11 protein-coding genes are annotated in these 14,630 nt (G+C 69.7%); 7 read left to right on the top strand and 4 right to left on the bottom strand.

What is annotated here, in order from left to right; all coding sequences use genetic code 11:
• Positions 1-168: 168 nt before the first annotated feature.
• A complete protein-coding gene (locus ACSDQ9_RS10570; protein WP_035904877.1) occupies positions 169-480 on the bottom strand; it encodes a putative quinol monooxygenase in 312 nt (103 codons plus the stop codon).
• A gap of 15 nt (positions 481-495) precedes the next feature.
• Between ACSDQ9_RS10570 and ACSDQ9_RS10565 the strand changes: the two genes are divergently transcribed.
• From ACSDQ9_RS10565 to ACSDQ9_RS10550, 4 genes are all read left to right on the top strand, one after another.
• On the top strand, positions 496-1,530 hold the full coding sequence (locus tag ACSDQ9_RS10565; protein ID WP_435146774.1) for a GlxA family transcriptional regulator: 1,035 nt from the start codon (positions 496-498) through the stop codon (positions 1,528-1,530).
• Between the two features lie 818 nt (positions 1,531-2,348).
• Positions 2,349-4,403 (top strand): AAA family ATPase, encoded by a 2,055-nt coding sequence (locus tag ACSDQ9_RS10560; protein ID WP_435146772.1) that lies wholly within the window; start codon positions 2,349-2,351, stop codon positions 4,401-4,403.
• On the top strand, positions 4,400-5,293 hold the full coding sequence (locus ACSDQ9_RS10555) for an HNH endonuclease family protein (protein WP_435146770.1): 894 nt from the start codon (positions 4,400-4,402) through the stop codon (positions 5,291-5,293). The genes ACSDQ9_RS10560 and ACSDQ9_RS10555 overlap by 4 nt, the downstream gene beginning before the upstream one ends.
• Positions 5,293-7,182, top strand: a complete 1,890-nt coding sequence (locus tag ACSDQ9_RS10550) for a patatin-like phospholipase domain-containing protein (protein ID WP_435146768.1) — start codon at positions 5,293-5,295, stop codon at positions 7,180-7,182. Before ACSDQ9_RS10555 ends, ACSDQ9_RS10550 begins: the two co-directional genes overlap by 1 nt.
• 36 nt (positions 7,183-7,218) lie before the next feature.
• On the opposite strand, the gene ACSDQ9_RS10545 is transcribed toward ACSDQ9_RS10550, so the two are convergent.
• A complete protein-coding gene (locus ACSDQ9_RS10545; protein WP_435146766.1) occupies positions 7,219-10,146 on the bottom strand; it encodes a bifunctional [glutamine synthetase] adenylyltransferase/[glutamine synthetase]-adenylyl-L-tyrosine phosphorylase in 2,928 nt (975 codons plus the stop codon).
• 103 nt (positions 10,147-10,249) lie between these two features.
• Here ACSDQ9_RS10545 and ACSDQ9_RS10540 point away from each other — a divergent pair, with 103 nt between their 5' ends.
• Complete coding sequence (locus tag ACSDQ9_RS10540) at positions 10,250-11,035, top strand: sterol carrier family protein (protein ID WP_435146764.1); 786 nt, start codon at positions 10,250-10,252, stop codon at positions 11,033-11,035.
• A 101-nt stretch (positions 11,036-11,136) separates the two neighbouring features.
• Here ACSDQ9_RS10540 and glnA read toward each other — a convergent pair whose 3' ends face one another.
• A complete protein-coding gene (gene glnA / locus ACSDQ9_RS10535; protein WP_435146859.1) occupies positions 11,137-12,438 on the bottom strand; it encodes a type I glutamate--ammonia ligase in 1,302 nt (433 codons plus the stop codon).
• 105 nt (positions 12,439-12,543) lie between these two features.
• On the opposite strand from glnA, the gene ACSDQ9_RS10530 reads away from it, so the two are divergent.
• Together ACSDQ9_RS10530 and ACSDQ9_RS10525 are read left to right on the top strand one after the other, a co-directional pair.
• On the top strand, positions 12,544-13,440 hold the full coding sequence (locus ACSDQ9_RS10530) for a DUF2510 domain-containing protein (RefSeq protein WP_435146763.1): 897 nt from the start codon (positions 12,544-12,546) through the stop codon (positions 13,438-13,440).
• A gap of 26 nt (positions 13,441-13,466) precedes the next feature.
• Positions 13,467-14,345: a DUF2510 domain-containing protein gene (locus ACSDQ9_RS10525; RefSeq protein WP_435146760.1), complete on the top strand. Its 879-nt coding sequence runs from the start codon at positions 13,467-13,469 to the stop codon at positions 14,343-14,345.
• A gap of 41 nt (positions 14,346-14,386) precedes the next feature.
• On the opposite strand, the gene ACSDQ9_RS10520 is transcribed toward ACSDQ9_RS10525, so the two are convergent.
• The gene (locus tag ACSDQ9_RS10520) at positions 14,387-14,626 is read right to left on the bottom strand and encodes a hypothetical protein (protein ID WP_435146758.1); all 240 of its coding nucleotides are present in this window, start codon (positions 14,624-14,626) and stop codon (positions 14,387-14,389) included.
• Between the last annotated feature and the right edge of the window lie 4 nt (positions 14,627-14,630).

Here is a 14,630-nt window from a genome sequence, read left to right as displayed (position 1 = left end):
ACACCGACGTCGCTCTCCTCTGCGACGGAACCCTAGCCGGCTGAGCGCTCGCGGCCGGCATCCTGTCCGTGTGCCGATAGGCCTCGCACCGCTCGGCAACGCAGCGTGGCGTTGCGTCGCGACCCCTCGACGGCTCGGCGGGGCGCGATCGTCTCGTGCGTTGGCGGACTACGGGAGCTTGGACGCGAGGACGTCGGCCGCCAGGATCTCGGGTGCTGCACCGAGGAGGTGCTGGTTGGCCATCAGGGCTGCGACGATGGCGCCGTTGGCGTGGGCGTCGCGAGCGGCCTCGTCGGGGAATGCATCGAAGATCCAGAAGGTGTCGGCGTGGGTCCTGACCGCGAACCAGACAATCGTTCCTACTTCTTCGTTGGCGAGCGCGACAGCGCCGGCGAGCAGATCGGCGAGCGCGTCGTGCTGTCCATCGGCCGCGACGATCTTGGCGACGAAGGCATACGGAAGTGATGCGGGTGCGGACATGAGGGGTTCTCCTAGGTGTCGAGGTTTCTTGGTGAAGCGGATTCAGCGTATGACGAGCAAGGGCAGGTGAGAAGTGGCGTATACGGCAGTATTGCTATTGTTCGCGCCATGCGTATCGGACTGATCGCGATCGACGGCTGCTTCGGTTCGGCTGTCGCGTCGGTCATCGACATCGTGCGGGTGGCCGACGGAGCCCGCGGCGATGTCGACCCGCGGATCGACCCGATCGAACTCGCCATCCTCGGACCGAAACGGAGAGTGACCACGACGGCATCGATGACCCTGTCGGTGGACCACCCGCTGTCGGAGTCCGCAGAGTTCGACGTGGTCGTCGTCCCTGCGCTTGGAACCCTCACGGCCGCCGCTACCAACGACGCCCTCCAGAGCCGAGATGCTCGTTCGGTTATCGCCTCGCTCGGGCGCCTCGACGACGCGACCACCCGGATCGCCGCGGCGTGCACCGGCGTGTTCGCTGTCGCCGAGACCGGACGGATGCATCATCGGCGGGCGACGACCAGCTGGTTCCTGGGGCCGGAGTTCCTGAAGCGCTATCCGACAGTCGCCCTCGATCTCGACACCATGGTCGTGGTCGACGGGAACCTCGTCACCGCCGGCGCCGCGTTCGCCCACATCGACCTCGCGCTCTCACTCGTGCGATCGATCAGCCCCGACCTGGCCCAACATGTCGCCAAGCTCCTCATCATCGACGAGCGTCCGTCGCAGGCGGCCTTCGTCGCCTACGAACATCTCCGGCACGAGGACCCGATCGTCGTCGAGTTCGAACGCTTCGTGCGCGCCCGCCTGGACGAACCGTTCAACGTCGCCTTCGTCGCGCAGTCGCTCGGCACCAGCCGGCGCACCCTCGAACGACGAGTCCGTGCGGCGCTCAACCTCACTCCGCTCGGCTTCGTCCAACGGCTTCGCATCGAACGAGCTCGGCACCTCTCAGCAACCACGGACCTCACCTCCGCCGAGATCGCGCGACGGGTCGGCTACGCGAATGTCGAGACTCTGCGCTCCCTCCTGCGTAGGGAGCGACGCCGTTCCTGACCTATCGCCATGCCTGTAACCGGTGTCCTAGTGCTCGACTGGAACCACCTCTCAGCACGTCGCGTCGACGCTCCTGCGTCGCCCCTGGACGACCCACTCGACACGCACCGGCCAGACTTCTACCTGAAGGCGTCGAAGGCATCGGGTTCCGTCGATGAGGCCACCGAGGGCTTCTACTCTTCGAGGGCTGCCGAATCAGTCCTCACGCCCGATCCAGTCGGCTCTCGCAAGCCACGGATTTTGGAGGACCCAGGCCATGAGTTGTCTTGGTCTGATGGTCTTCCGCTGAGACGCAACCGCGACGGAGTGATGTTGGCCGCGGTCCGCAAACGGGAGGAGAAGGGTTCGGACGTCAACGTCGCCACCCACTTGCTGGTAGACGTGCCGAGCGGTCGTGTCGACGCCGCAGTCGTCCTTTCGAATGACTCCGATCTGGCCCTGCCGGTGGCGGTGGCTCGTCAACGCGTTCCCGTGGGAGTCATCAACCCGTCGGACCGCCCACTCGCCGGCGCAGTGCGGGGAGAACCTCACGACGGGGTGGGTGGGCATTGGTGGCGTCGCATGCAGCCCGCGGACTGGATTGAGTGCCAACTTCCCTCCAACGTGGCAGGCATCCGCAAGCCTCACGGCTGGTGACCTTGCTCGAACCGCAGGTTGCTGCTCATGTCTCGTCCACCAACCCGCTCCTCCACGTGAGGGCGGGTCTTTTCTTTGTGACCACCGCCCCGAGAACGGTGACCACCAACCCTTGACAGGCCCCTCGACCCCGGCGGACACTGCGACCAACATCCACGCAGGTGACCGGGTTCGGGGGGACCATGATCCTTGCAGAGATCGGCCGGGAACCGTCGATCCTCGACGTCACCTCCGCGCGCGTGCAGGCAGCGCTGGCCGCGCTCGATCCGGGCTCCTCGTCCGCGGCGAGGCGGCCCCCGCCTGACCCCACCCTGTTCGCCGCCCCCGAGGTGCTGGACGAACTGACGCGCATGTTCCGCGGCAAGTGCGGCTACTGCGAGTCGGAGCTGGGACCTGCCACCGTCGACAACGTCGACCACTACCGCCCGCCCCGTGATGCCCTGGGCAGCGACGGTTCGGTCAGCCCCGACCACTACTGGTGGCTGGCCTACACGTGGGCCAACCTGATCCTCGCCTGCACCGACTGCATCAAGCACAAGGGCGCCCGCTTCCCGGTGGTGGGCGAGCGCATCGGCCCCGACGACCAGCTCAGCGCCGAACAGCCCCTGCTGGTCAACCCGCGTGACCACCTCGAGGACCCGTACCGACTGCTGGTCTTCCAGGCCGACGGTACCGTCGCCAGCACCGACGCACGCGGCATCGCGACCATCGAGGTGCTGGCCCTCAACCGCCGAGCGCTGGTCAAGGCCCGCGCCCAGGTGTGGGCCGAGGTCACGGCCGGGCTCGCCACGGTGGGCTACGTGCCCGACGACCGCGAGAGCTTCCACGCCATGCGCATCCAGTTGGTCACCGACGACACCCGCACCCGGACGAGCGCCAAGGCCGGGTTCGAGCAGTCGCAGACCGCGCGCCAGCAGGTCAGCCTTGAGCCCACCCCGGGCGCCACCACCGGCGATGCCCATCTGGCCAACTACTACGCCGCCACCCGGTGGATGGAACGCATCGAGCTGCACAACGTTCGTCCGATCAGGCATCTCGAACTCGACCTGACGGCCTCGACCACCACGACGGCACCGTGGGAGGTACTGCTCGGCGACAACGGATCGGGCAAGTCGAGCATCCTGATGGCGGTGGCCCTGGCCATGGTCGGCGCCGACCACCGACGCTCCCTCACCGCCAGCGTGGGGTTGACTCCCGCCAAGGTGCTGCGTCGCGGCTGTCGGCGCGGCTGGGTGAAGGTGTGGCTCACCGGGCTGCCCGACCCGGTGACGCTCACCTTCGACCGTGACAGTGACGAGTTCGGCGGCACCTCCGAACCGCAGGCGGTCGTGCTCGGCTACGGCGCCATGCGACTGCGCGGGTCGTCGGCCCCCGTCCGCCAGTCCGGGGTCTCCAACGTCGCCAACCTGTTCGATCCCCGCCACGACCTCGTCGACCCCGCAACCTGGCTCGCCGACCTCGACGACGCCACCTTCGCCGACGTGGCCGCGTCGATGCGCCTGCTGCTGGCGCTCGACGACCAGACCTTTCTCGAGCGCAACCGGCGCCGCGGCACCATTTGGGTGCGGTTCGGCAAGAGCCGCGAGCCCCTCGACCAACTCTCCGACGGCTACCAGACCATGATGGTGCTGGCCGCCGACATCCTGTCGACGGCGTTCTCACTGTGGTCGTCGCCGGCCACGGCCGAGGGCATCGTGATCATCGACGAACTCGGCACCCACCTGCACCCGCGCTGGCGCATGCGGGTGGTCGACGCCCTGCGGCGGGTGCTCCCCCGCATGCAGTTCCTGGCGAGCACCCATGACCCGCTGTGTCTGCGCGGGCTGGGCGACGGCGAGGTGAGTGTGATCCTGCGCAACCCCGATGGCGACGTGGTCAGCCTCACCGACCTGCCCTCGGTGAAGGGGCTGCGGGTCGAGCAACTGCTCACCTCGGAACACTTCGGGCTGGGCTCGACCCAGGATCCGCACGTCGACGACCTGTTCAAGGAGTACTACGCCCTGCGCGCTCTCCCCCATCCCGACGCCGACGAGCAGACGCGGCTGGCCGCCATCGACGCCGAACTGGTGAGCCTGCGCCAACTCGGCACCAGCGAACGCGAACGACTGGTGCTCGAGGCCGCCGACGGGTTCCTCGCCGAACGCCGCGTCACGGGCGATGCCACCGTGCTGCGCACCGAGGTGAAGTCGCAACTGCGCTCGCTGTGGGAGCAGGCGCTGCCGCAGGAGACGCCATGATCAGGCTCACCTGCCCGCCCGAACCGGCCAGCCTGACCAGCGTCACCAGCCAGCGCGAACGCGACGCCCTGGTGAGCTTCTACGACGACCCCGACCACGCCGCCGCCTCGTGGACCGGCACCTTCAAGGCCTACAAGGGTGACGACGTGCGCGCGACCCTCACCTCGGCCTTCGCCGCCAAGTGCGCCTACTGCGAGAGTTACTACGGCGCCACCCAACCCCTCGACGTCGAACACTTCCGCCCCAAGGGACAGGTGGTGCGCGAACGCACCGTCGACGGGGTGCTGGTGCGCAGGATGGAGGCCCCCGGGTACTGGTGGCTCGCATCGACGTGGACGAACCTGCTGCCGTCGTGCAGCGACTGCAATCGGCCCCGCAGCCAGGAACTCCCCCAGAACCAGCGCGCCACCGCCGGCAAGGCCAACCAGTTCCCGGTCGCGGACGAGGGCCGTCGCGCCAGTCGGCCGGGCGAGGAGACGGACGAACCCCGACTGCTGCTGCACCCCTACCTCGACGACCCCGCCCGCCACCTGCAGTTCGTCGAGGCTCCGGGGTCGATCCGCGACGGTGAGGTCGAGGCCCGCCCCACCCGGCGCGGGGCCAAGAAGCTGAGCCCCATGGGCCGCGCCTCGATCGAGGTCTACGCCCTGCAGCGGCAGGGGTTGGTCGCGGCCCGAGCCGCGCAGCTCACACTCGTCCGTTCCCATCTGGTGACGATGAGCTGGATCCTCGCCGACATCGCCGAACGTGGGCTCACCGCACCCTTGCGCGAGCGGTTCACCCACGAGCTCGCCGAACTCAACGCCTTCTGCGCCCCGACCGCCCCGTACTCAGCGATGTGCCGGCAGGTCGTCGACGCCTTCAAACAGACCCACCTCGAGGAGTCCTGATGCCCACCCTGCCCGCCCTCGACGACCCGGCCTCGTACCTGCGCCCCGACGGTCAGTACCCCGAGCGGCCATACCCCGAGAAGGAATGCGACGTGATCATGAAGGGCGGCATCACCTCGGGGGTGGTCTACCCGCTCGCCGTCTGCCGCCTGGCCACCGAGCACCGGGTGCGCCAACTGGGCGGATCGTCGGCGGGCGCCATCGCCGCCGCCCTGGCAGCCGCCGCCGAGCACGGCCGCTCGTCGGGTTCGTCCGACCCCCAGGTGGGCTACCCCCGGTTGGCGCAGCTGCCCGACTTCCTGGGCCACCACCTGCTCGGGCTGTTCCAACCGATGGCCGAGACGCGTGCCGCCTTCGACCTCGTGATGGGCGCGCTGGCCGCGCCGACCACCGCCGGCAAGGTGAGACGGGTGGCCGTGGCCTCGGTGCGCTCCCGCCCGCTGCTGTTCTGGGCACCCGTGGCGGTGGCGGTCGTCGTGTTGGCCGGGCTGGTGCTGCTGGCCTCGGGCGTGCTCGGCAGCGACCCGCTGCGCCCGGCCGCCCTGGTGGTCAGCCTCGTGCTGGCGCTGCTCGTGCTCGCGGTCGTGGTGATCGTCGGCCTCGTGCTGGCGGCGCGGGCCATGCTCACCTCGACCCTCGGCGAGATGAACCGGCGGGGGTTCGGGCTGGTCAACGGTCACGACCCGACGGGCCAGAGTCTGCCGCTCACCGACTGGTTGACCCGCACCATCAACGAGACCGCCGGACTGAGCGCCGACGGTCGTCCGCTCACCCTGGGCGACCTGTGGGGTGAACGTGCCACCGAGGTGCACCGGCGCCTCAGCCGGGCCGACAACCACAATCCGGCCGCGTGGGTCGAGTTCGATCCCGACGTCACGCTGGTCACCACCACCACCTGCCTCAACCAGGGCCGCCCCTACCAGATGCCCTTCACCAGCGACGTCTTCCACTTCTGCCCGCGGTGCCTCGCCGACTACTTCCCCGACACGGTGATGGCCCACCTGGCCGCCACCGCTCGACCGGCCACCCAGGCGCGGGACGCCGACCGGGTGATCTCGATGGTCTGCCCCCGCCACGCCGGCACGCGGGTGATGAAGCTGCCCGAGGCCGCCGACCTGCCGGTGGTGATGCTGGCCAGGCTCTCGCTGAGTTTCCCGGTGCTGATCTGCGCGGTGCCCCTGCACCACATCGACTTCTCGCGCGGACCGGGCAAGCGCGAGCTCGTCGTCGACTGGTTCTCCGACGGCGGCATCGCCAACAACTTCCCCATGCAGTTCTTCGACCGGCTGCTGCCCACGCGTCCCACCTTCGGCATCAACCTCCACGACGCCCATCCCGACTACCCCGACATCGACGTGCACCAGCTGCCGCAGACGGGGCAGCGGCTCGTCCGCTCGTTGCCGGTGACCTCGGTCGCCGGCCTGTTCGCCGGAGTGCGCCGCACGTGGCAGGACTGGTCGGACCAACTGCAGATGGAGGTGCCCGGGTTCCGCGACCGCATCGTCGAGGTGTCCATGCATCCGGGCGAGGGTGGGCTCAATCTGGCCATGCCCCCTGCGGTCATCGGCGCCCTCTCCGAACGGGGCGACCGGGCCGGACAACGCCTCTCCCAGTTCGACCTGTCGGCGCACCGCTGGATCAGGTTCCGCACCGCCATGGCGACCCTGTCGCAGGTGCTCGAGGACCTGCACGGTCAGACGGTGGACGACCTGCCGCAGCCCTGGTCGGGCAGTTACCGATTCTCCAGCGACTCCCGCGAGGCCGCCGTGCGCACCGAACTCGCCCAACTGCAGGAGTTGGCGCGCCAGTGGCGCGATGCCGGCCATCCCGCCACCAGCGACGGCACCCCGCAGCCGCTGCCCCAGCTGCGGCACGTGTTGCGACGCTGACCACGGGCTCGGGGTCACGCATGTGTCAGGTGGGAGTCAGCTGCGGGACCAGAACAGCCGGTCCGTGACCCGCGCCGACCGCCGCGCCGCCCGGCTCCACTCCTCCAACAGCTCCGAGGCCTGCCCGAATCCGCGCCCCAGCAGGTGTGACATCGCCGCCAGATCGCGGGCATCGGTGGGAATGGCATCGCTGGCTCGGCCCTTGGTCAGCACGATGGCATTGCGCAGCCGGCTCGCGAGCTCCCAACTGTGCGCCAGCTTCTCGGCATCGAGCGGGTCGATCAGCCGGTCGTCCGCCAACCGCTCGAGGGCCTGCAGGGTCGAGGTGGTGCGCAGGTCCGCATGGTCGTGGGCGTGCAGCAGCTGGTGCAGCTGCACCGTCCACTCGACATCGCTCAGCCCGCCCGGGCCCAGCTTGAGGTGGCGTCGGGGATCCTGACCTCGGGGCAGCCGCTCCGACTCCATGCGTGCCTTCAACTTGCGGATGTCGGACACCTGGGCGCGGGTCAGCCCGCCCTCGGGCCAGCGCAGTCCACTCACCTCGGCGAGCACCCGCTCCACCGAGTCCCGGTGGCCCCCGCCGAACTCGGCCCGCAACAGCGCCTGCGCCTCCCAGGTGTCGGCCCATCGTCCGTAGTAGGCGATCGTGGACGACACCGACCGCACCATCGGCCCCGACTTCCCCTCGGGCCGCAGGTCGGCGTCGATGGCCAGCGCCGGGTCAGAGCCGGGGGCGCCCAGCAGTTGCCGCAGTTTGGCGACCATCGCGGTCGCCTTCGAGCCGGCCTCGGGGTCGTCGGAATCGGCGTGCACGAAGATGGCGTCGGCATCGGATCCGTAGCTCTGCTCGCGACCTCCCCAGCGGCCGAGCGCCAGCACACCCACCCACGGCGGACGGTCGACGTCGCGGGCCACGGCCTCGAGGGTCACGTGCACGGTGGCCGTGGTGAGCGCGCTCAGCGCTCGTCCGACGGTCGCCAGGTCGACCAGCCCCAACAGGTCGGCCACCGAGATGCGGAACAACTCGCGCCGCCGCTGGGCACGAATCGCGCGCACCGCGTCGTCGATATCCGCGTGCCGCTGCATCACCGACCGCATCGAGGTGACCAGCGGCTCGAGGTCACGCGGCACCAGATCGGCGTCATCGGTCATCAGCTGCACGGCCTCGGGGTCGCGCTTGAGCAGGTCGACCACGTACCGGGAACTCGACAGGATGGTCGCCAGCCGGTGGGCCGTGGTGCCCGAATCGCGCAGGGTGCGCAGGTACCACGGGGACGAACTGAGCGACTCGCTGACCTGCCGGAACGCCAGCAGGCCAGCATCGGGCGACGGGGCTTCGGCGAGCCAGCCGAGCATGGCCGGCATCAGCTGGTGCTGGATCTCGGCGCCGCGCGACAACCCGCTGGTCAACGCCTGGATGTGCCGCAAGGCCGCATCGGGGTCGGAGAAGCCGAGCACGCGCAACCGGTCGCGGGCGGCCTGCGGGCTGAGCGCCATCTCCTGGGAAGAGATGCGTGTGGCCGCCTCGACCAACGGCGAGTAGAAGATGCGTCGGTGCAGCCTCAGCACCTTCTGCGCCGACTGTCGGAACTGGGCGGTGACCTCGTCGTCTCCCCCGCGCAGCCCCACGCTGCGGGCCAGCCGCCGCAGACCGTCGTGGTCGGAGGGCAGCAGGTGGGTGCGGCGCAGGCGGTACAACTGCACGCGGTGTTCCAACAGCCGCTGGAAGCGGTAGGCGGTGCCGAGCTCCATGCCGTCGTGTCGGCCGATGTAGCCGTGGTCGACCAGGGCCTTGAGGGCCCCCAGGGTGTCCCGGGCCCGCAGGCGGTCGTCGGCTCGTCCGTGCACCAACTGCAACAACTGCACGGTGAACTCGGTGTCGCGCAGTCCCCCCGACGACAGCTTGATCTCGCGGTCGGCCTCCTTCGCGGGAATCGTGTCGATCACCCGCTGACGCATGGCCTGGGTCTCGACCAGGAAGTGCTCGCGCTCGGCCGCCCGCCACACCAGTGGCTGCACGATGTCGAGGAAACCCTGGCCGACCTCGGCGTCACCGGCGACGACCCGCGCCTTCAGCATCGCCTGGAACTCCCAGTTCGACGCCCATTTCTCGTAGTAGGCGCGCATCGACGACAACGTGCGGACGAGCGCCCCCGCCTTCCCTTCCGGGCGCAGGGCGGCGTCCACCTGCCAGATGCTGCCGGCGGCCGTGTGGCTGGAACAGATGCGGGTCAGCGCGGCGGCCAACCGGGTGGCGACCCGCATCGACTCATCGGCGCTCACCTCGGCCCCGTCGGCGTCGGTGCCGGGCTCGGCCACGAACAGCACGTCGACGTCGGAGATGTAGTTGAGCTCGCCCGCCCCAGTCTTGCCCAGGCCGATCACCGCCAGCCGGGTGGCCTCGTGACCGACCACCTCGCGGCGGGCCAGCTCGAGGGCCGCCTGCAGCACCGCGTCGGCCAGGTCGGCCAACTCGGCGGCGATGTCGGGCAGCACCTGTTCTGGTTCGGGGTGCCCGAGGTCGCGGGCGCTGATGCGCACCAGTTCACGCCGGTTCGCGAGCTTGAGGGCGTCGATGGCCTGCGTCTGGCTGAGCCCGTCGGCGGTGCACGCCCCCAGCACGGCGCCGGCGATGTCGGCGGCCGGGTGCCGGCGCGGTGCCTCCGCGAGCACCTCGAGGTCGCCCGGCTGCTGCAGCAGGTGCTGCGCCAGGGCCTGACTGCCGCCCAGCACCAGCACCAGACGGTGGGTCAGGGGCTCGTCCGGGGTGAGCCGATCGGCCCACTCGGGGTGCTCGTCGAACAGCCGCACCAGCGAGGCGAGGGCGAGATCTGGGTCGGCGACGGTATCGAACAGGTCGAGCCAGCCCCCGTCCTGCGGCCACGGCAATCGCTCGACCAACGCGGCCGATGCGGTGGCATCGAGGAACCCGCGCCGCGCCAGCTCACCTGGGGTCGTTGACATCCGGCTCACACGATGAGCCTATGCTCAACCGGTTGGCAGTCGTTTGGATGTCGGTAACCCGCGAGACAACTCCGGGACACCCGACATCCCTAGTCTCGTCGAGGTGACCATCGTGGCAGCGAAGCAGGACCAAGCCTTGCGTCGGGTGATTGCTGCCTTCACGGCCACGCTCGAGGCACTCGTGCCCGCCTCGCCCGGCCCGTCGGAGTCGCCGGTGAACGAACGCGACCTGCGTGACCGCGCCGGACGAGCCATGGTGCTGTTGACCGACGCGCTGCAGACGCTGGCCGCGCCCACCACCACCCGACCCGAGGGCTGGGCCGCCCACCTCGCCCACCGCGAGCGGGCCGAGCAGACGCTCACCGAGGTGGCCCGCTCGGTGCTCGGGAAGGACTCGGCCGCCGCCCTGGCCCAGCAGGCCCGCCGGTTGCTGGCCGACCTGCGCACCGAACTCGACCAGCAGCGGCTGCCGACCGCCGTCGACACCCTGTTCGGGGTGGCCCGGCTGGTCGACTACCTGCGCGGGGCCCTGGTCGACGCCGTGGCCGTCGCCCTGCGCCACGGGTGCACCCCGCCGGTCGCGGCCCTGACCGAGACAACTCGCGCCCTGACCATGGCCCTGGGTGAGCGTCACCCGGGAGCCACGCTCGAGGTGAGGGTGCCGCCGGCGGCGGCCGTGCAGCTCAGTGCCCTCGGCGAGGGGCCCACGCACACCCGCGGCACGCCGCCCAATGTGATCGAACTGCCCGTGCGCCTGTTCACCGAGGTGGCCGTCGGTCTGCGGGCCTGGACCGGCGACGACGTCGACCGCTACGCCTCGGGCGCCCACGTGGACGCGTTCGCCCGGATGCTGCCGGTCATCGATCTCGGACGACGCCAGCGCCTCTGACGCCAGTACCCCTGAGGCCAGTACCCCTGACGCCAGTACCCCTGGCGCCTGCGCGCCGGGCATGGGCCCACCGCTGACGGCAACGGCAGCGGACCTCACGCTCAGAGCAGCGGCAGGTAGCGGTTGACCTCGAAGGGGGTCACCTGGGAGCGGTACTCCTCGAACTCGGCCCGCTTGTTGCGCAGGAAGAAGTCGAACACGTGGTCACCCAGGGTGTCGGCCACCAGCTCGGAGGACTCCATCGCCCGGATCGCCTCGTCGAGGTTGCGTGGCAGTTCGTCGATGCCCATGGCGGCGCGTTCCCGGGGGCTGAGCTGCCAGACGTCGTCGGCGGCCTCCTCGGGCAGTTCGAGCCCCTGCTCGATGCCCGACAGGCCGGCCGCCAAGATCAGGGCGTACGCGAGGTACGGATTGGCCGCCGAGTCGAGCGAGCGCAGTTCGATGCGCGCCGACGACGGCTTCTCCTGGTTGAACATCGGCACCCGCACCAGGGCGGAGCGGTTGTTTCGTCCCCAACACACGTAGCTGGGCGCCTCGGCGCCACCGATCAGCCGCTTGTAGGAGTTCACCCATTGGTTGGTGACGGCGGTGATCTCCTTGGCGTGGTGCAGCAGCCCGGCCACGAACTGGCGCCCGGTCTTCGACAGGCGTGCCTCGTCGGTGGCGTCGTAGAACGCGTTGGTGTCGCCCTCGAACAGGCTGAGGTGGGTGTGCATGCCCGAGCCGGCATGGTCAGAGAACGGCTTGGGCATGAAGGTGGCGCGAATGCCCGAGGCGACCGCCACCTCCTTGACCACGCAGCGGAACGTCATGATGTTGTCGGCCATGGTCAGCGCGTCGGCGTAGCGCAGGTCGATCTCGTGCTGCCCCGGTGCGGCCTCGTGGTGGCTGAACTCGACCGAGATGCCCATCTGCTCGAGCATCTCGATGACGTCGCGACGGAAGTCGGTGCCCTTGCCGAGCGTGGTGTGGTCGAAGTAGCCGCCCTGGTCGAGTGGTTCGATCGGGGCTCCGGGAGGGGTGTCCTTGAGCAGGAAGAACTCGATCTCGGGGTGGGTGTAGAAGCTGAACCCCATGTCGGAGGCCTTCTTCATCGCCCGCTTCAGCACGTAGCGCGGGTCGGCGTAGCTCGGGGAGCCGTCGGGCAGGGTGATGTCGCAGAACATGCGCGCGGTGCCGCGGCGCTGCTGGCGCCACGGCAGGTGCGAGAAGGTGCTGGCGTCGGGCTTGGCCGTCATGTCGGCCTCGTAGACGCGGGCGTAGCCCTCGATGGCGGAACCGTCGAAGCCGACCCCTTCGGCGAAGGCGCCCTCGAGTTCGGCCGGGGCGATCGCCACGGACTTCAGCGACCCCAACACGTCGGTGAACCACAGCCGCACGAAACGGATGTCCCGCTCCTCCATCGCGCGCAGCACGAACTCGGTCTGCTTGTTCATGGGGTCAGTCTGCCCTGCCTCGTGTAACAACTGCGTTACGGTCGCCCACCGGTCGCTGCCTACACTCGTGGCATGTCGCAGCCGGGTTGGTACCCAGATCCATCGGGCATTCCCGGGCGCTTCCGCCACTGGGATGGCCGGGCCTGGAGCAGTGAGACCACGACCGACCCGGCGTCCACGCCACCGCCGGGCAGCCCGGGCTCGCGGGGCACCGGCACGTCGGGGACGAGTCCCGGCTCCCGCTGGGGTGTGTGGGCCCTGGTGATCGGCGTGTTGGCGGTGTCGGTCGTGGTCGTCCTGCTGGTCCGCGGCCTGTCGGGTCGCGACACCATTGGTGAGGACACCAACTCGTCCACCCCCACCGTCTCGCAGTGGGACGAGACCTCCACTCCCACGCAGACCCCCTCGCCGACCCAGCCGCAGGAGTCGGGGGGAACCCAGCAGACGTGCGTCGTGCTGCGCGAGGTGAACCCGAACCCGGTGGAGGGCGACTGGATCGTCGGCGGCGGCATCGCCTACCAGGCCGTGCCCGACTGGCCCGTGGACGACACCCCCCTGGTCGACTGGGCCGACGACCAGGCGGGGCAGACCACCACCGTGACCCGCTCGTGGGTGGCGGGGGTGGCGGTCGGCCAGATCGACAAGGCCGACTTCGGCACCGACCCACGAACGGCCGCGAGTCGCATCTTCAGTTGCGAGGCCTCCTCGCAGTACTACCCCGGCTACGCCGGCCACACGGTGCTCTCGCAGCAGGCGGTCACCATTGACGGTCGGCAGGGGTGGCGGCTCACCGGCGAGGTGCGCGACACCACCTATCCCGAGGTGAAGGGCGACCGGCTCGACATCATCGTGCTCGACGTGGGCCGTGACCAGAAGCTGGCCTTCTTCAAGGGCATGTCGCCCATCGACCAGCCGGTGTACGGCAATCCGGTCGAGACGGCCGCCGCATCGGTGCGGGTGGTCGGGTGATCCCGGTCAACTCCTAGACTGGCCCCATGTCACAGTCAGGCTGGTACCCCGACCCCTCCGGACAACCGGGGCAGTTCCGGTACTGGAACGGCGCCCAGTGGAGTCAGGAGACCACGGCCAACCCCGGCCAGACGCCGCCTCCCGGTGGCCCGGTGCAGGGTCCCCAGCGATCCGGTGGCGCGGGCAAGCTGATCCTGGCGATCGTCGGCGTGCTGGTCGTCGCGCTGATCGGCTTCTTCGTGGTGCGCGGCCTGACGGGTGGCGACACGACCATTCCCGAGGACACCAACTCGTCCACCCCCACCGTCTCGGGCTGGGACGAGACCTCCACGCCCACGCAGACGCCCACGCCGACCAATCCCGAGTCGTCGGGCGGCACCGAGGTCGCCTGCCCCGAGGGCCCCGGCGGCAGTTCGAAGAACGTGCAGAACGGGCGTCTCGTCGGCGGCGAGATCTCGGTGGAGTCGCTGGGCTGGAGCCGGAGCGGTTTCAGCCTGCCGTGGATGTACGACACCTCGGCCGAGATCAAGTCGATCACCTCGCGGTGGATGAGCGTCAACGCGGTGGGCGCCCTGCGGGTCGCCGACGGCTTCGAGGCGCCCGAGCCCGCCGCCAAGGTGATGATGAGCTGCTTCGCCAGCTCGGGTTACTACCGCGGGTTCACCGGCCGCAAGGACGTCAAGGCAGAGGCCCTCACCATCGACGGGCACCAGGCCTTCCACATTCGCTCCGAGATCTACGTCGACGACCAGGGCGACATCAAGGGCGACACGGTCGACGTCGTCGTGGTCGACACCGGCAACCCGGAGTCGATGGGCGTGTACGTGAACTCGGCCACCATCGACGACGCCGGCACTCAGGCCGAGGTCGACCGCTCGATGGCGAGCATCAAGGTCGGCGCCTGAGGCCGGTCGCCTGACGGGGGGTCGCCCGATACAGGCGTCGCTCAGTTCTTGAAGGGGCCCCACCCCGAGGAACGGTCGTCCTCGTCGAGATCGCCGTCGCCGTCCTCGTCGTCATTCCAGGTCGGATCGTTGTCCCACTGATCGTTGCGCTCGGCGACGTGGTCGAGGGCGCGCCGGGCATCGTCCGCCGAGGCGTAGGGGCCCAGTCGGTCGGCGGCCTTGCATCCCTCGGCGGGTTCGACGGTCTTGTGGGTGAGGCAGTAGTAGTACTCGTCGGCCATGGCT

The sequence above is a fragment of the Aestuariimicrobium soli genome, assembly GCF_051192575.1.
Classification (GTDB): domain Bacteria; phylum Actinomycetota; class Actinomycetes; order Propionibacteriales; family Propionibacteriaceae; genus Aestuariimicrobium; species Aestuariimicrobium soli.
The sequence above is the reverse complement of the archived record's forward strand: the minus strand, read 5'-3'. Positions and strand labels throughout refer to the sequence as shown.

What these genes read in the sequence shown, in the direction of transcription:
- ACSDQ9_RS10570 (WP_035904877.1), bottom strand. Translation starts at nt 480, where the DNA reads ATGTCCGCACCCGCATCACTTCCGTATGCCTTCGTCGCCAAGATCGTC.
- ACSDQ9_RS10560 (WP_435146772.1), top strand. Translation starts at nt 2,349, where the DNA reads ATGATCCTTGCAGAGATCGGCCGGGAACCGTCGATCCTCGACGTCACC.
- ACSDQ9_RS10555 (WP_435146770.1), top strand. Translation starts at nt 4,400, where the DNA reads ATGATCAGGCTCACCTGCCCGCCCGAACCGGCCAGCCTGACCAGCGTC.
- ACSDQ9_RS10550 (WP_435146768.1), top strand. Translation starts at nt 5,293, where the DNA reads ATGCCCACCCTGCCCGCCCTCGACGACCCGGCCTCGTACCTGCGCCCC.
- ACSDQ9_RS10545 (WP_435146766.1), bottom strand. Translation starts at nt 10,146, where the DNA reads ATGTCAACGACCCCAGGTGAGCTGGCGCGGCGCGGGTTCCTCGATGCC.
- glnA (WP_435146859.1), bottom strand. Translation starts at nt 12,438, where the DNA reads ATGGAGGAGCGGGACATCCGTTTCGTGCGGCTGTGGTTCACCGACGTG.
- ACSDQ9_RS10530 (WP_435146763.1), top strand. Translation starts at nt 12,544, where the DNA reads ATGTCGCAGCCGGGTTGGTACCCAGATCCATCGGGCATTCCCGGGCGC.
- ACSDQ9_RS10525 (WP_435146760.1), top strand. Translation starts at nt 13,467, where the DNA reads ATGTCACAGTCAGGCTGGTACCCCGACCCCTCCGGACAACCGGGGCAG.
- ACSDQ9_RS10520 (WP_435146758.1), bottom strand. Translation starts at nt 14,626, where the DNA reads ATGGCCGACGAGTACTACTACTGCCTCACCCACAAGACCGTCGAACCC.